The organism is Streptomyces sp. P3 (assembly GCF_003032475.1).
GTDB lineage: Bacteria > Actinomycetota > Actinomycetes > Streptomycetales > Streptomycetaceae > Streptomyces.
This window is the reverse complement of sequence record NZ_CP028369.1, coordinates 7170863-7188576: the sequence shown is the minus strand read 5'-3', so window position 1 is coordinate 7188576 and position 17714 is coordinate 7170863. Positions and strand designations below refer to the sequence as shown.

General features: G+C 68.2%; 7 protein-coding genes and 1 pseudogene. 4 read left to right on the top strand and 4 right to left on the bottom strand.

All coding sequences use genetic code 11. From position 1 onward, the window contains the following. Window positions 1–51 precede the first annotated feature (51 nt). A pseudogene (locus C6376_RS31530) lies at window positions 52–305 on the bottom strand (transposase); the annotation flags it as partial. A gap of 248 nt (window positions 306–553) precedes the next feature. On the opposite strand from C6376_RS31530, the gene C6376_RS31525 reads away from it, so the two are divergent. Further along, the gene (locus C6376_RS31525; RefSeq protein ID WP_107446499.1) at window positions 554–2077 is read left to right on the top strand and encodes a hypothetical protein; all 1524 of its coding nucleotides are present in this window, start codon (window positions 554–556) and stop codon (window positions 2075–2077) included. A gap of 37 nt (window positions 2078–2114) precedes the next feature. On the opposite strand, the gene C6376_RS31515 is transcribed toward C6376_RS31525, so the two are convergent. Then, a complete protein-coding gene (locus C6376_RS31515) occupies window positions 2115–5045 on the bottom strand; it encodes a putative dsRNA-binding protein (protein WP_254076147.1) in 2931 nt (976 codons plus the stop codon). 496 nt (window positions 5046–5541) lie between these two features. Here C6376_RS31515 and C6376_RS44560 point away from each other — a divergent pair, with 496 nt between their 5' ends. The 3 genes from C6376_RS44560 to C6376_RS31505 are packed head-to-tail and all read left to right on the top strand — an operon-like array spanning window position 5542 to window position 9120. Continuing rightward, window positions 5542–6513, top strand: a complete 972-nt coding sequence (locus C6376_RS44560; protein WP_173985771.1) for a hypothetical protein — start codon at window positions 5542–5544, stop codon at window positions 6511–6513. 49 nt (window positions 6514–6562) lie between these two features. Then, the gene (locus C6376_RS44555) at window positions 6563–7810 is read left to right on the top strand and encodes a Piwi domain-containing protein (RefSeq protein ID WP_173985770.1); all 1248 of its coding nucleotides are present in this window, start codon (window positions 6563–6565) and stop codon (window positions 7808–7810) included. Beyond that, window positions 7807–9120, top strand: a complete 1314-nt coding sequence (locus C6376_RS31505; RefSeq protein ID WP_107446498.1) for a hypothetical protein — start codon at window positions 7807–7809, stop codon at window positions 9118–9120. The genes C6376_RS44555 and C6376_RS31505 overlap by 4 nt, the downstream gene beginning before the upstream one ends. Before the next feature lie 309 nt (window positions 9121–9429). Here C6376_RS31505 and C6376_RS31500 read toward each other — a convergent pair whose 3' ends face one another. Next, window positions 9430–14763 carry a sacsin N-terminal ATP-binding-like domain-containing protein gene (locus tag C6376_RS31500; RefSeq protein ID WP_159083313.1) on the bottom strand — a complete coding sequence of 1778 codons (5334 nt, stop codon included), beginning with the start codon at window positions 14761–14763 and terminating at the stop codon, window positions 9430–9432. A 1539-nt stretch (window positions 14764–16302) separates the two neighbouring features. Further along, window positions 16303–17337: an IS110 family transposase gene (locus C6376_RS31490; protein ID WP_367881062.1), complete on the bottom strand. Its 1035-nt coding sequence runs from the start codon at window positions 17335–17337 to the stop codon at window positions 16303–16305. Between the last annotated feature and the right edge of the window lie 377 nt (window positions 17338–17714).

Here is a 17714-nt window from a genome sequence, read left to right as displayed (position 1 = left end):
AAGACGTTCGCAGTCCCGGACCAGGCGGCGCAGGAGTTCATGGATGATTTAGTCGGTTCCGTCGTCCCGCCAGGCGGCGAAGTAGTAGTACGTCGCGTTCTTCTGCGGCAGGTCGTGGTGGAGGTAGGCCCATTGGCAGCCGGTCCGCCCCTGGTAGAGGATCGCGTTCACGATCTCCCGCATGCCGTAGGCGCCTTGATGACCGCAGACCGAGCGGTGCCGGTCCTTCCACGTGATGATCATCGGCTCGATCAACGACCACCGCTCGCCGATAAGTCACTGGGATGCGGCTTGCGTTCACTCACCCCGCCAACCCCAGCAGAGCCCGCACCGCGATCCTGCGGATTCCACCCACACCCCACACCCTCAGGCGACCAAAGAACGACCCAAAGACTCACGAACCACCCACCGTGGGTCGGCGACAGCCTGACTTGAGCCGGGCGCGAGAGCGGGCGATCCGCTCCAGTCGGATGCTGCCCGGAACATACGCGCGTGCAGTACCAACCAGGAGAAACCGCTCGAATAATCTATCTGCGGCGAGGATCATGGCGGGATGGCTGCGTACCTGTATGACCGGCTGGTGACGGAGGACGAATACCGTCAGCGCATCCGGCGTCATCGTCCCAGCTCGCTGCTTCCCCTGATCGCTGCAGCGGCGGCTCGCTACAGCACGCCCGAGCGGCCACAGCCCTGGCTGGAAAGCCCCTTTCTGAAGTACACGCCCTGGGCTCTGGCTGATGCGGCCCGCGTTTGCCTGGCATACGGCACCGAGCACCAGAGGGCCGAAGCCACCGAGCGTGACCTGCTGGAGATCCTCGCGGCGTATTCCAGCTTGAAGGAACCGACCTTGCACGGTACCGACGAGGATCCGATCCGCCTGAGGGACTTCATGATGCGTCTGGGCGGCGAGCAGATGGCCTTCCAGACCCCGGAGTTCGCCACTCTCGCCCGTACCGCCGCGCTGTACCTGCACACACCGTTCCCCGCACGCCGGCAACCCCGCTGCATAGTCCCCGGCTGGGACACCGAAGTCTTCGGCTGCCCGCTGCCCGACTACGTCGGCACCGCTCAGCTGCTGTGGGGATGTGCGCTGTTGAACGCCGGGCGTTTCGATCCCGCGTTCTACGACGGCCCCGATGGGGAGAAGTTCAACCGCGCCGTGAGCCGGGACACGGTGCTGCCCGTCGTCGAACGCCACTTCGCCACCGACGTGGCCTCCCTCAAAGCAGCCGAGAAGCGAACCACGCAGAACCTGGCGAAGGTGGCTGGCGGCAAAGCGGCCCAGCTGCGCCGCTTCACCTACAACCCGCTGCTCGGCCGGCCCGCGGTCACCGGCTTCGGACCCGGCCTGCTGTGCCCCTCGCCTCAGCTGGTCTGGCGCAAAGCGACGCCGGCCGGTATATACCACACAGGACGCGAGCACTTCGGACCCGACTTCCTGCAGGAGACCGGCTACCTCTTCGAGGAGTACGTCGGCCGCCAGCTCCGCCTGATACCGGACGCCGATGTCATCTCGGAGGTCACGTACCGGGTCAAGCGGAACGAACTGCAAAGCGTCGACTGGTTCGTCGTCTTCGACGACCTGGTGCTGCTCGTGGAGGTCAAGTCCATGATGCCGACCGAGAACGCCCGCCTCGGCCTGGAACTTGGCGTCGCCGAGACCGACAGCAAACTCGCCCGCGCCTTCCGCCAGGTCAACGCCACCTCGGCCCAGATCGACCAGCGCCATCCGGCATTCGCCGAAATTCCGACCGACCGTCCACGACAGGCACTGATCGTCACCCTTGAACCGTTCCCCGTCGCCAACGCCAACCTGCCTCACCTCGACCTACCCACCGCCGACATCCCGACCACGGTCGTCGCAGCCCACGAAGTCGAACGCCTGGTGACCCTCACCGACACCACACCCAGCTCTCTGCTCCTGGAACGGGCGGCCGACCCCGAGCGCTCCACCTGGGCGCTCAACGAATGCCTGAACGGGCACGAGAACTCCCTCAACCCGATCCTCGTCCAGGGATGGGCGTACTACCCCTGGGCCAGCGGCCGACTGGAACCGGGGCCAAGGACCGTCCTCTGAGCGGTGGCGACGGGGCAGTTGGGGCCGGTGGCCGGGCTCACGAGTACGGCTGCACGTCCTGTGCTCCTATTGGCCCGTCGATGACTTCCCTGGTGAGCCTCCGCCGATCAAGCGGCACGGAGACGTAGGCATCCATGCCCGCTGTGGCCAGGGGATGGAGGGGAGCCGTCTCAAGATCGCCGTGCAGGCGCAGCAGTACATGGTCGTCACCGACCAGGCAGTCGGTAAACGGAAGGGTGTGGGACAGCAGGCGGGCGAAATCGTCGCAGGCCGCTCGAATGTCCACCTTGTCGAGGCCGAGCCACACGTGCAGCGTGCCGTCCTGAACCGTCAGCTCGACGTCGATGCGGGTGCCGGCTGCCTCGGCGGCTTCGCCGCACCACGTCAGGGTCTCGTCCAGCGCGCCGAGGTGGACGGGAAGCGGGCGGAAGACGTCCTGACGCATGTCGTCGCGGACCGTGACGCCGGTGGCCGGGGCCTGGTCGCGCCACCAGTCCTGCACGATGTCTCGGACCGAGGCGGCCTGCGGCCCGCTGCTCAGCGCTCGCCGTACGGCGTCCGTCGCATTTCGCCGGACCACGCTCGCGGCGTCGGGTCCGGGGCTGGCGGCCATGCGGCGCAGGAGCGAGCCGGGCCCGATGCGCGTGTCGTCGAGGACCTTCCGGTACAGCTCGCGCAACGCATCCGGTACGGCCGTGTCGTCCGGCCCGAGCAGGGGGCAGACGCGTTCTGCCCAGGCAAGAAACGCCTCGGTGTCGCCGGTGGTGAGGAGGTCGGTGCCTAGGTCGCCGCGGGCGAGCATGCGTGCGCGTTGCCGTTCCGTCGGCCGGCCTAGGCCATCGAGCTGGGCGCGCAGGAGGAAGACGAGCAGGCCCCGTTCCGGGGCGGGGAGATCGTCGACGACGCCGTTGACGGGGGTGGCGAGGATGTCGAGGACGGCCTCGGCGGTCGCCTTCTTCGCCTCCGGCTTTCCGGGGGTTCCGGGCAGAGGTTCGGTCCACCGGTGGACCCGGCCCCGAGCATCCCGCAGCCCGATCGTGGCGGTGAAGCTCTTCAGGTGGTCCGGCCCTGAGACGTCGTACGTGTACTCGTGTTCGATGCCGTACATGGTGGCCATGGCGGCGAGGACGGTCACCGGGTCGTGCTGGTGCTCCAGGCCGGAGAGCCAGTCGTCAAGGACGGCGGGCCGGCGCCCAAGCAGCCGAGGCCCGTGGACGCGCCAGGCCGCGGCGACGACCGCCTGGGCGGCGTCCGACACCGCTGTGCGGCCCTGTCCGCTCTCACCACGGCTCGTCAGCAGCCCTTCCGCGAGCTGGAGGGTCGCACCGAGCCGCGCGGTGTCGTCGTCAGAGGCGGTGAGGATGCGCGCCTCGTCCTCGTCGGGGGTGAGGCTGTGCGCGAGGGCCTGGCGGACGCGAACGTGGGCGGCGAGGTGGTTCACCACGTGCGAGCCGTGGTGGGCGAGCAGGTGGTTGTCGCGCTGGCGGGCAGCGGTCGCCGCTGCCTGGTTCTCGTGGACCCAGGAGACATGGGTGAGGGCCTGGGCGAGGAGCCCGTCCGCGTGATGGCCGAGCTCGAACATGGCCGCTAGGTCGCTCACCGCGTCCCGGTGCCGATTGCCCGGCTGCGCGTACGGCAGCGGCGACGCGGCCGGCAGGGTCGCGGGTGCCGCCTTCCGCTCGGCGCCCGCCGCTGCGGCCACCTGCGGGTATGCGTCGAGCAGGGCTCGTGCCGCCGCCGCCCGTGCCGCCTTCTTGGACTGGCCGGTGCCTTCCGCCGTGCGGCCGGTTCCGGTGCGGACGACGGCGCGGAAGACCTTGCGGTGGTCCGGGCCCTCCTCGTCGTAGTCGTAGGTCAGTCCTTCCTTGTGGAAGGCCGTATGCGCCAGAGTGACAGGATCGGCTCCCGTCTCCGCGGACGGGCGGTCGAGGTCGGGCCACACGGAGACGACCAGCCTCCGGGCGATCTCGTGCTCGCCACAGAGGCTGAGCACGCCGAGGATCTGCCGGGCCACTCCTTCGAAGACGGACCTGGCGGGCTGTTGCGCCTCCCCCGCGCCCATGCGCACCAGCCCCTGCTTGGTAACCCACGCGCCGAGCGCGAGGTCGGCGGCGGCGCGTCGCCGGGCGTGTTCGCTCGACTGTTCGCCCGCCTTCCAAGGGGTCGCCCATCGCGCGTAAGCGTCGAGCAGGATCACATCGAGCGCGGTGGCGCCGAGCCGGTCGAGCAGGCCGAGCACGTGCGGTGTGACCTGGGCGGCGTGGTGGCACTCGTAGAGGTGACTGCGGTGTTCGACGGCCAGGCCGAGCCAGGCGGTGACCTCGGGGCTGGCGTCCCATCCGCGCACGGCCTTCCCCACGACCTCGCGGACCTCTCGCCCGTACGTGCCCACCAGCGACACGGGTGGCTCGCAAAGCGCCGGGTACGTGACGTCGTGGACGTCGAGCCGCCGTTCGGCGCGGGAGTAGGGCCGGACCGGCTCGGGCGACGGAAGCTGTCCGGTCGCGGGCGGGGCCGACCGCGCCAGCCGGGCTGGGCGTGCGGCTTCGGGGGGTGTGTTCCGGCCCCGGCGGGTGGACGCCGGGCCCTGGTGGACAGGACGCGAGACAGCCCGCCGAGGGGCCGCCTGCGCCCTCCGCCCGCCCGTCGGCGGTGTGCCGGACCTGCCGTCCAGGAGATTCTGGAGTTTGTTGGTGAGCCAGGAAGGCAGGCCGGTCGGGGGGTGGCCGCCGTCGAAGAAGTCACCGGCCAGGTCGACGCAGTACTCGTACCGCCCCCACTCATGGTGGCGCGCGTGCTCCTGACCGAGCGTGCGCAGCGCCGACCGCATCCGCGCATACGGCACCGTCCGGCCGGCCAGTTGGTACGACGTCCGGTTCCGCGCGGCGTCGATGGCGAGCGCGATGCGGTGCACGGGTGTCGGCGGCGCGGTCTCGCGCAGCGACACGATGCCGACCCAGCGGTTCATGGCCCTCCCCCTGCCGGGCGACGCGGCCCTGCCCGGCCACAGCACGCACTCCCAGACGGCGTCGGTACAGTGCCCGGTGCTTGCGTACAGGCGGGCGGCCTGCCCCGGTCCTGCTGTCCTTCCTCCCGCCGCGCCTCCCGGGGCTCCCGGTGATCACGGCGGCACTGGCTGGCCAGCGTATGCCGCCGAGCGCAGGTTCGGGGAGGGTTCACCCAACACGGATCGTTCCGTATCGCTCGCAGGATGAGGTGGCGGTCCGCCAAGGGCAGGGGCGCGGCTCGCGGGCACACGGAGAACTCAAGGAGAGCTCCGGTTGTGGCGATTACGGCTGACCGGCATCACGTGATTGATCCGGTCAAGCGGCTCTTCCCCGCCCGTTGTCATACCCCGGTGCCACAATGCTCTGAGCGTGAAGGGCACCTTGGTGACGAGGTGCCGTGACGTGTAACCGCCTCGATGCCGGGGAGGGAATGGGGCTTGGACGCAAGGGGGCAGAATGAATCCGCCGGTGCTGGCTTTTAACTTCCTGCCGGTCCGCTTTTCGGCGGACGAGTTCAAGGGTGGGCTGATCGAATTCGAGTCACCCGAGCAACTCGCTGACCTCCGAGCCAAGCTTGGCGACAGCCACGTGGTCGCCAAGACACGAACAAGCATCGCCTGCATTCCCGTGCAGGCCGACAGCGACGTCTACGGCACGCCTACAACGTTCCGGACACGCGATCACCGGTCCCTCACCATGCGTCTCGTCCAGGAGGCGTTGCTCCGGTCGGTGCTGGGCTGGGGGTACAAGGTGCGTCGGCTTAGCCCACCGGTGTTCGTCTCTCGCCTGGCGGGCAGGGATCTGCTTGAGCCTTCGGTCCGCGGCCGGCGTCAGGAGGCCCTCGGAAGGCTCCACGTCTATCCGGAATACCGGCTGGACAGCAGGACCATCGGTCCCTCGAACCACCCTGGTGTGATCGTCGGGGTGAAGAGCCGCTACGAGATCGACATGACGGTGGACGAGTTGATCCACCAGGGCCTCGACGTGCGCGGGCGCTACGTGCTGAGCGAGGACGCGGCGAGCACACCCGACCCGCGCATGGATCACCACGCCGCCCGGCAGGCGGTCGGTGCTGTCGACCACGTCGACGGCACCGACCTGCTACTGCGCGATGCCCCCGGGGTGACCCGAATCTCTGCCAGCAACGCGTGGCTGGAGAGCCGACGGGAGACCTTCGACGACGTGGTCCGTGCCCTGGCCGGAGGCGACAGCGCCAGGATTCTCAAGGAACTGGACCAGAAGACGTTCGATTTGCTCGGGGCCTTCGGCCGCTACGAGGGTGCGGTCAGCATTGCCGGCCGCTTGCAGCGACTCGGCCAACTACAGGTGGCCGGTGACCTGTCCGTGGTCATCGAGCAGCCAGTCGGGTCGAGCAGCGGCAGGAAAGTGAGCGGGACTTACGTTCCAGTTCGACCAGGCCGGAGATAAGACGAGCCGGTCACCCGACCGCGGCCTGGACGAATACGGCCCGTTCGACGTGGAATTCTTCGCGAAGAAGAAACCGAGGATCGCCGTCATCACACCCCGCGCGCACAAAGGTGTCGTCGAGAACTTCCTTTTCAAGTTCCTCCACGGGATCCAAGGAGAAAGGACGTTCGGCCTCGGGTTCATCCGCAAGTATCACCTTTCCGGCTGTGACGTCTCCCTGCACCCCTTCGACGGGGCCACGACCGATGCCAACGCTTACCGCGAGGCGTGCCGGAGGGCACTGCTCAGCGGGGACATCGACCTGGCCATCGTCATCACCAGCGAGGATCAGGCTCATCTCACGGGCGACAACAGCCCGTACCTTGTGGCGAAATCAGCCTTCATGGGACAGGGCGTCCCCGTCCAGGACGTGAGAATCGAAACGGTCCGACTGAGTAAGCTCGCCTACCCGCTCAACAGCATTGCCCTGGCCTGTTACGCCAAGCTGGGCGGAATCCCCTTCGTGATCGCCGCTCCACGCTCACTCACCCACGAATTGGTCATCGGCATCGGAAGCGCGCACGTCAAAGAGAGCCGGCTCACCGCGCCGGAACGAGTAGTGGGCATCACCACCGTGTTCAGCGCAGACGGCAACTACCTTCTCTCCAACACGTCCCGGGAGGCCGACTACGACGACTACCCCCGGGAACTCCTGCGCTCCCTGACAGAATGCATCGACGCGATCAAGATCCGCAACGCCTGGCAGAAGGGCGACGAACTGCGCCTTATCTTCCATGTGTTCAAACCGCTCAAAGACATTGAGGCCGCTGCGGTCAAGGAGCTGGTCGAGCGCCTTACCCGGACGTACGCCAGGGTCGAGTTCGCGTTCGTGCACGTGAGCACCGACCACGACTGGGTCATGTTCGACCGGGCCAGCGCGGGAGTGAACCGGGGGGCCAGCGGCCGGGCCAAGGGGCAGTATGTGCCGGAGCGTGGCCATGCCGTACCCATCGGCCAGCGTGAGCTGCTCGTGGCTGTCAGCGGACCCATGGATCTCAAGAGCGCTCTGCACGGTGCCCCCAAGCCGCTTCTGCTCAAGCTCCACCGCCATTCGACCTTCACTGACATCGAATACCTGGGACGGCAGGCGTTTCGGTTCACAGCGATGTCCTGGCGGAGCATGTACCCGTCACGCATTCCTGTGACGATCTTGTACTCAGACCTGATCGCTGAGTTGCTCGGACAGCTGCGCCACGTGCGGAACTGGAACGCCGACGCGGTCGCCACCAAGCTGCGCTCCAGCCGGTGGTTCCTGTGACCGAAGAACCCGGAAGAGCCACACCCACCGGACACCTGCTGGCCACGCAGACCGCCCGCCTGGAGGAATGCATCCGACGCGCGAACGCGCCCGGCAACCTCGACGGCCTGCTCGCCTATCACATCCTGAGCCGACGACGCCTCAGCTTCGACTGGGACGTCAACCCCCTGGCGCCGGCATGGCTCGCCGACAACGAGCACCGCTTCGCCCACTCTCACGGCCTGGCCGTCCTCGGCTACGGCCTCGCCGGGTTCTCCTCAACAGCCGCCTCCCAGTCCGCCGCCCGGAAACACCTGACCGTCGGCCTGCCTGCCCTCATGCGGAAGAACCCCTTCCAGGACGACGGGGTCACCTTCGTCAACGACCCCGGACAAATCATCGGACTCGCGCTCGCCGTCAACTCAATGCAGGATGACACTCCGCGAGCCCGCACATGGCTGGCCGAGGTCCTCCAAGACCCGAAGCTGCGCCCTGCCAACATCCTCCTGAGCCTTTTCCAGGAACACGCCCGGCGCATCCTCGGCACCACAACCGCCGTTGCGGTGGACGCCCGCAGCATCCGCGATCCGGTAGAAGCTGCCTGCATTCACTGGCTGACCGTCTCAGCCAGAGACGTACCGCTCACGGACCAGGACGAGTTGCGGCGACTGCAGTCCCGGCTGCTCAGCGACATCCTCCTGACCGATACAGGGCAGCCAACCGCGCCTCGGGCAGCGCTACTCCTTGAGGCAACCGCCCAGATAGTCACCGCCAGCATCGACGAGACTCTCCTGAGCCGCACCCATGTAGGCGTTCTCCTGAGCCGTTTCGAGGCTGCGATGCGGCAATGGCGCTACGACGGTGACGACCTCGACAACCCCATCAGGTGGCCCATCACCTCGGAACGCGAGATCCAGAACATCCTCTGGCTCATGCTCCGGCCCGTATTCGACGACCTCGTCGAGGAAGAAACCCTCCGGCGGCTCGGCCACAGCACTTACCGCGCGGATTTCGGCATCCCTTCGCTCGCTCTGCTCATCGAGGTCAAATACGCGCGCAAGGCCGCCGATTTCAAGACCTTCGAGAAGGAGATCTACGATGACTACATCGGCTACCTTGCCGGAAACTCGTCCTACCGGCAGATGACCGTCTTCATATACGACGAGTCCTCCTCCGTCCAGGAACACGACACGACCCGCAACGCTCTCCTGAAGCTTCCCGACATCACCGATGTGATCATCGTCTCCCGTCCCAGTCACATCCCGAAACCCAAACGAACGCCACGACGACGACGCAGGAATCAACAGGCCGACGGCGCTCCCGATGCGTGACCCAGGCATACGAAAGGGCATGTCCAGCCTCGCATTCGCACCAAGGGCTCCGTCGTTCTCGCGGCTGGCCTGAACCTGCCGGTGTATGCCCGAACGCGTCTACGCGATCACGAGTCTGACGGTGCACCAGGCGAACGCTGCTGACCTTGCGGAACGCGTTCGCGGGCACTGGGCCATCGAGGAATCGTGAGCACCACGTCAGGGGCGTGTTCGAGGAACTCGGCGGCAATATGGACCGAGGGCGGGCATGCCTGGATGGAGCGAGCCACCTCCGTCGTCCCACAGTCAGCCGGGCACGAACTTGTTGATTCAGCCATGGTTGAATCGGAGCCTCAGCTGGGTGCTGACCAGTTCGTAGCCAGCGAGGTTGGGGGCGCCGAATGGGTTGGGCAGGACGGTGATGTTGCGACGGTCGCGGTCGAGGACGTGAGAGACGTACACGATGAAGTACGTCTCGTCCGACTTCAGGCGAGAAGCGCGTCGAACCTCGGACTCGCCGAGGATGAACTCGCCACTGTCGCCGGTGGATGCCTTGACCTCGTAGAGGTAGGTCGCGTCGCCGTCGTGGATGAGGAAGTCGTATCCGAGCCGGTCGTCTCCCGGCTGCGCGCCGGCGAGCCCGTGGACTCGCAGACCGGACTTCCATGAGTCCTGTGGTTCGACCCCAAACTGCTCTTGCAGCCACGCGCCCACCGCCGCCTCCCCCGCAAGGCCCACGGCCAATGTCCGGTCCTGGTCGCTCGCGGGGACCTGGTACGAACCGCTGTGCGACCTTGCACCGGACGACGACGAGGTGCGTGGCTGCGGAATACGGGGCGCGAGCGCCGTGGCGGACGTGGCCGAGGTGGCCCGCTGCTCAGGCGTGAGGTCTGCGGCCACCTCGCGGGCGAGCGCCGCCAGGTCGTCGGGCAGGGCCGACACGGGCCTGCCGTTCAGCACTACATGGGGGCCGGGTGCGGACCCTCCGGTTCGGCCTCCGCCCGTGGCTCCGCCCGTGTTCCCCGCGGGCTCCGGGGGACGTGTCGCGGCCAGTCCGAGGTCCGCGCGCCGGTCCGACAGAGGCATGTCTTGGGGCCAGTGGCCGCGAGCCCTAAGCCAGGCGATCAACGCCTTCACGGACAAGACTTCGAAGTCCAGCAGGCCGTCGCCGTCCAGTTCCCGCAGGACGTCCTGGGCCGGGGGCAGCACCGTGGGGCGACTTGCGGGATGGAGGCGCTCCCATTCCTCGATCAGTTGCCGCAGCCGCGGTACCTGCTTGTGCACCGCTGTGCTGGATGCCTCGCGTACCTCGGCCAGTGGCCTCAGGGGGCGTGACGTCGACGAGGGTGCGGGAAGCTGTTTCAACAGCCAGGCGTCCGCGTGGGCTTGGAGGAGTTCGTCGGAGAGATGCCACAGCGTCGTGTGCCAGGCCGGGTCCGGCGCGAGTAGGGAGAGGTCGCGCAGCTTCACGTACCCGGCCCGGGACCGTCCGGACCGGTGGACGTCCCTATAGGCGTCCCTGATCCGCTCGGCGAGCGCGGGACGGTTCCGCTGAAGCCATGCCGCGAAATGCCGTTCATGCCGGTCCCTGTTGTCGATCTCCGGGAGGCCGAGGGCGCGCCATGCGCGGTTGGCGTCGGCCAGGGGCACGGATATGGCGCTCAGTTGCCGTTCCCGGTCGTCGTCCTCCAGCAACCGCATGAGCTGTTCCGCGTTCGGTGCGCCGATCCGGTCGGTGAGCCAGGTGAGGAGGGCGGCGCGGTCGGAGAAGTCCTCGGCGCGTTGCCGCAGTTGCTCCGCGAGGTCGAGATCAAGGCAGGCGAGGAGGGGGACCAGCCGCGCGCTGCCGGAACGCTGTGACGCCCGCTCGGCGAGGACGGCGTGCAGTTGGTGCGGCCGCAGGTCCAGGACGTCCGTGAGATCCTCCTCCGGGACGTGGTCGGTCTTCAGGCCGCGTTCCTCCAGTTTGGTTAGCGCCTTCCACAGCAGGTCTGCGAGGTAGGGCGCGCCGATGAGGGCAGCCACGGCGGGGGCGGCGGTGCGGAGCACTCGCCAGCCGGTACGCGGCTCGCTGTGCACGACGACCACACGGGGCCGGTCTGGGTGCGGGTGCAGCAGGGCTCGGTCCGCTCCGTGCTCGGTGAGGCGGTGGCCGGCGATCCAGAGGACGGCCTCGCCGGCCACGGTCACGTCGCAGCGATGCAGTAGGCCGGCCACGTCGGCCGCAGCCACGGGCTCCGGACGGGACGCTCGTTCCTCGTCGAACTCCACCAGGGCCGCGACCAGGGTGAGCAGCCAGGATCCCGCGTACTCCGTCAACGGCACGTGCGGTGCATCACGGACGGGCAATCCGTCGGCCTGGATGTCGTGCGCGGCCTCGCCGCACCGCTGGACATCGAACGTCGTCCTCCGTTGGAGGAAGGCGTGGACCCGGCCGCCCAGTGCCCTGTCCCGTACCGGGATCACGGGCACGAGGACCCGGTCCAGAAGGGCTCGGTTCTGGGCCCCGTCAGGATCCGGGACGAAGACCGTCTCGTCCGTCTCCGCCGGGTCCAGCGAGGCGAGGGCACCAGCGCGGGTCACCAGCAACCGGCGCGGCGCCGCGGGCTGCCCGCTGTCGGCGGTGCGCGTCCCGCCCTCCGCCGGCAGCAGCTGCGCCCACGCCTTCTCGTACTCCCGTCCGATCTCGTGCGCGAGTCTTCCTTCCCTGAGGTGGACGTTGGCCTGCACCAGGTCCGGCAGGTGGCGGAGCCGGTCGAGCGCGGTGCCGGGATCGTCCCAGGAGCGGATGCCGAGCAGGCCGAGCCGTGCCACGAGCTTGGCGGACCGCCTGCTGCGCAAGGAAGCCGGCACCACGCCGAGGAACTGGGGCGGGGGCTGCGTGCCGTGCCACCACCAGGCCGTGCCGGCGGTGGCGAACACGGTCCCCTCCGAGGTGGCGCTCGGGGCAGCCGTCTGCGGGATCCACGGTGCGTGGGTGAGGAAGGCGGACAGCGGAGTGGGCCAGGGCGTCCCGGTGGGATCGCTGTGGCGTACGAACTGCATCTCCAGTGCGGAGTCGGCCCAGGCGAAGGCGAGGCCGTGCACGATGAGCTCCGCGTAGAGTCTGCGGTCCTCCTCGGAGAAGGCGGCGTAGTCGTCCTGACCGGGCAGCATGGCCGCGGCACGGGAGCGTGAGTGGTACTCCACGCTGATGTAGCCGACCCTACGCCGGTTCCGCCAGCGCTCGGCGCTCGTCCGCCACTGCGGCAGCAGATCCTGCCGGTCCGGGGCCCAGAAACGGGAGGGCCGGTTGAGGGCGTCTCCCCTGACACTCGTGCGGAAGGTCTCGTTCCGGGGACGGAGGCCATGAGCGACGTGGTGCCGTTCGAGGAAGCGCCGCATGGCCTCCACGGGGATCGCGTCGCCGCACAGCTCGTCGGGGCGGACGAGGAGCCGTCCTTCCGTCTGGGTGAGCACGGGAGACAGTTCCCGGACGCGCTCCAGGAATCGGGTCAGGGTGTCGTCGACGGAGGAGTGCTCGGCGGGCCATCCCGGCCCGAACATGGCGCGGCTCGCGTCGATCCAGCCGGCCCGGGTCAGTACGTGGAGATCCCCCAGGAAGGGAGCCCTGCGGCCCTCCGTCTCCAGAGCGTGGGAGACCGCGCAGGCGTAGCGGAGGCAGGCCAGGCGTACGCCGTTGTCCTCGCTGTCCGCGCTCAGTGCGGCTGCGACGACCGCGAGCACCCGGTCGGCGCCGTAGTCATGGACGAGGTTCGCGGTCCTGAGCCACTTGCGGCCCTGGGCTCTGCGCTTGCGGCCCTTGCCTGACCAGGCGATGCCCTCGTGCACGAAGTGCAGGCGGTCGGACAGGCCGTCGGGCAGGGTCGGCAGGGAGCCGCCCTGCGGAGTGTCGCGGTCGAAGAAGACGCCGTCCGCGCCGGCCGGTGCCGTCGTCGACCTGGAAGTAATGACGATCCGCTTGCCGGTCAGGGCCGAGCCGTCGGGGAACGCCTGGGAGAGGTCGTAGTAGAAGTCCGCCCACCATCCGGGATCAAAGGTGTCACGAACGGCGGCCCCGGCGAGCCCTTCCGCCCACGACGCGAGGCGCTCTGTGGGGGGTTCGAGGCGCGTGCCCGCGCTCCTGGCCAGGGACGCCAGCCGCCGCAACCGAATGGGGTGCAGATGCGGATCGAGGAGATCCATGACCCCCGTGGCGGCGACAGCGTGCGGGGTGAAGATCGTGGAGCCGATCTTCCCCTCCCACAGAAGGGCACGGTGCAGGGAGGTGCGAGCCCCGGGTGTCGTTCCGATCACCGGGATGAACGGCACGTGGGCGATGCCATGGTCTAGCCGTTGGAAGGCAGACGTCAGCCGCGCCAGTGCCTTGGGCTGCCAGCACATCAGGTCGACGAGCGCGCCAGGCGGAATCGATGCCCGCCCATCCGCCGCTGCGAGCACCGCCCGGGCGCACACCTCAGCCACTGTGTCGAGCAGCAGGCCGTTCCACGGCACCGCCTCGTTGAACGAACGACGGTTCATCTCCGCGAAGAACGGTGCGTGGACATAGCCGCGCACGGGCGCCGGGATCTGCTCGCCCATCGGCAGGAAGGCGTAGAGCCGCCCGTCCCGTAGGGGATCGGCGACCGGTACGGCGACGCGTACCTCGGCCTTCTTCTCCCAGGCCATCCAGTCGCGTCGCATCCCGCTCTTCTCGATCGACGCGGCGAGCGCCTCCCGGGCGCGGTCCGGGTCGGCCTTCCCGCAGATGACGATCAGACGCATCCGCCGACGCAAGGTGACCTGCTGCACCTTCAGGCCACGGGCGTGGTGCAGCACCTCCACCTGACGGTCATACACCCTGCGCCGGGTCTCCCCCGCAGCCCGCCACTCCAACCGGACACGTTCCAACCGGTCGAGAAACAGCTCGAACGGGGCGTTGTCGTCCATGAGTTCCCGCACCTGCGCCCCGGCGGCCGAGCACGCGTCGGCCGACTTCAGCGGCAGACGGACGACGGTGACAAAGCCCCGGCGCGCGAAGCCTTGGACGGTCTGCGGTGCCTCCTCCAGGAAGACCGGCACCTTCAGCGTGAGCAGGTTCTCCTTCAAGTAGTCAGCGAAACCCGCGCGTTCGGGCGCCACCTCCCGGGCGAGCGCGTCGTAGTCGTCGAGCCGGGCGAACCGGAAGGTGAACCCGTCGAGGAGCCGAGACCCCTCCCTGGCCACGCTGTAGACCTCGGGCGCGTCGCACAGGTGCAGCACGCTCTTGAAACCGACGCCCTTGTGGCCGATCCCAGCGTCGGCACGCTTGCTGGAAAGGGCGATGCTGCAAAGGTCCTTGAAGTTCTTGCCGCCGAACGGCTTGCCGCGATTGGCCACATAGAGGGTGCCGTGCTCACCCTCGTCCTCGTCCAGGCGGATCTCGATACGTCCGTCGGTGGCTCTGGCCGGGTGCGCGTCGTGCGCGTTCTGCAACAACTCGATGAGCACCCGGCCCTCGTACTCGGGCGCGATGATCGTCTCGGCCACGGCCTTGGCCTCTCGGGCCGCGTCACGGCCGTCGTCCCAGTCCCGCAGACAGCCGCGCACCTCGACCAGCGCCTTCTCGTGCACCCGCCTGCGCACGGCGGCCGACCGGCGCTGCCGCACACGCTCCGCCGACGGTCGCCGGCCCCCCGTAGCCATACCGCTTCTCCCCACCCCGTGCGCCTCCCGCCCCGCTCTGCCGGTGATCCTACTGAGCGGGAAGAAGCCCAGGGCTCCGTCGTTCTCGCGGTTGGCCCGACGTGGCCGGTATGGGCCTGATGGCCCAAATCGCTTGCACGGTGATGGTTCGCACGCGCACGCGCAGGCACGCTCCGGCACGTTGACCGTTCGAAGCGAAGCAACATAGCGCGGGATCACCAGTTAGCCAAACCGGCATTTCCCCGGATCATTGATGGTCCACCGCCACAACCTGCACCTACGTCGAGAGGAATCGCCAAGACGGCTGTCAATTCAAAGTGTCGCGCGGCTGTCAGCTCTCTGGGCTGCCGCAGAGCTCGTATGGAACAGGTGCCGTGGGCGCTCGAGGTCCCGCGAAGCCCGTAGCGGCATCCCCACCTCCCCCGCGCCGTAGGGGGTTGGCTTCTATCGCATCCCGAGTGCACCCAGGAATGAAGTTGACCTGCTGCGGGGTGGCCTGCTCATCGGCATCAACCTCAGCGCACAAGGCTGGGTGACCTCAATTACGTCACTAGCTGTCTTGATCAATTTCCGGGTCGGCACCGTGATCCGCTGCCCCTGCCGCGCAGCGCGGCACGATTTCAGCAGCTTCAAACCCCATCGGCTGCGCGCAAGCCGCACCGCCTTAGCAACTGGAGAATTAGAATTGCACGGACAGACCAACGAGGTGCAAAGCACCCGTTACAGCCCTACACACATCCGCGCCACCTGGGACGGAACGGGGAGCATGGAAGACGCCTCCAGGGCGTTGGGGTTCTCTCGGGCGAAGGGCTACGACCTGGTGCGTCGCGGGGAGTTCCCGTGCCGCGTGCTACGCATCGGACGTAGCACGCGTGTCGTCACCGCGTCCTTGCTCCGCGTGCTCGAAAGCGGAGAGCCGGAGTACAACGGTGCCCACGCCAGCCGCTGCACTCCGTCATAGCCTCTGTGCACAAAAGCCCCGCCGAGCCCTGAGTTCTAGTGGTCGTCGCAACACCCCAGTTCAGGGGATGCAATGGACTTCGAGATCCGGAAGAACCGAGGGCCCAGAGGCAGGCGCAACATGGCCCGCGAGCGGGCAGCGTTCGGCAGCGGGCGACATGCAGGGATGCCACCCGCTTCCAGGCCAGCGGAGCGATGCGGCCGTGAGATGAAGCGGGCAAAGTCCTCGGCGGTGACGCGTGACGGCCTGCGACCGTCGTCTCCGGCAACGCCGTGGTAGTCGCCGCACGCGGTCCACGCAACATCGGAGAGCACTGGCAGTGCCGCAGACGCCTCCAAAGGCGTTCGGCTTTGCAGGAGTGAAGGCTACGACCTGGTGGGTCGCGAAGAGTTCCCGGGGTCGGATGCTGCGCGTTGGCCGTAAGACTCCTGTCGTAACCGCGCTCTTGCTTCGGGTGCTTGAGAGAGGAGAACCCGAGTGCAACGGTGGCCACAGCAGACACTGAAACCCACCTACTCAGAAGCCCCGCCGGGCCGCACCCGCGGGGCTTCTCGTCGCACACCACTCTCACACTGCCCCTATAACGGAGGTGACGACTGCACTGGTCTGACCAGGTGGAAGACCTCCCGGGCCGCGTAGCGCTTGAGGCTTCGGACTATCTCGCGCCGGGTCTTGCCCTCCTTGCTGCGACGCTCGTAGTAGTCCTGGGTGCGCGGGTCGACGCGGAGGCGGGTCTGCACGATCCGGTGCAGGGCCGCGTTCGCTTGCCGGTCGCCGCCCCGGTTGAGGCGACGGTACTGCCGACTGCCCGAGGAACGCTCGACGGGGCTGACCCCGCACAGCGCCGCGAACGACGCCTCACTGCCCAGGCGTTCCGGGTTGTCTCCGATCGTGATCAGCAAAGTGACGGCTGTGTCCGGGCCGATGCCCACTACCTCGAGCAGCTGCGGAGCGTGGCGTTCCACCAACCGAGTCAGGCGGCCTCCCAGGTCCTGGATCTCTTCGCTGAGCTGTCTGATGCGCCGGGCCAGGAGAGCCAGGGTGACGTGGGTGGCGTGGAGCACCGCCCCTTCGTCGGCCTCGTGGTTCAGGCTGTCGTCGACGAGCCCTGCGCAGGTGCGGAAGAGGTCTGCGTTGCCCAGCCCGGCAAGTTCCTCCCTCAGCTGCGGATCAGCACGGATGAGGACAGCCTTGAGCTGGTTGATCGCCTGTGTGCGGGCCTTGACCGCCGAGTCCTTGGCCAGCTTGTACATCCGGGCGATCTCCACCGGCCCGTCGCCCGTCTTGGCCTGAGCGCGTGCCCGTCCGCTCAGCACCTCCCGGGCCGCGTTCTCGGCATCGAGCGGGTCGGACTTGCCGCGCCGGCGGCGGTCGGCCCGGTCGAACCGGTTCACATCGAAAACGTCCACGCCCTGGGCCAGCAGGTAGCGGGACAGGGCCGCCCCGAAGGAACCGGTTCCTTCCACTCCGGCCCGCCGCACCGTACCCGACGCCCTGGCCCACCCCAGCAGGTCCCGGTATCCAGCCGCACTGGCCGGGAACTCCTCGGTGCCGATCACTTCCCCCACCAGGGAGAGCACGGCGGCCACATGGGCATCCCGGTGCGTGTCCACTCCCAGGACCACCTCCCTCGCCGACCGGCGGCGACGAGAACGCGAAGCGGAGGGTGTGCCGATCACGCTCGTTCCCTTTCAGGCTGACGGCTTATCGCTAGCCGGTACCGGGCCGTGCGGACGGTCAGAATCGTGATGACGCCTTTCCGGCAAGCCCCTATCGAGACACGCCCGGTCAGCCCGAGACCAGCAACGCACCGCCCCCGGCCGGTGGTCGACACAGTGTGAGCAGGACACTCTGGTCAGGCATCTCAGGAGTCAGACCCCGCCGCAGGACAGCACCCACCTACCGTTCTCCGTCTATCCGGCTTGCAGCCACGTCAGCTCGCTCGTTCGGACGAATCGAGTCGAAGCACCGGTCGCCTGCCAACGGAACT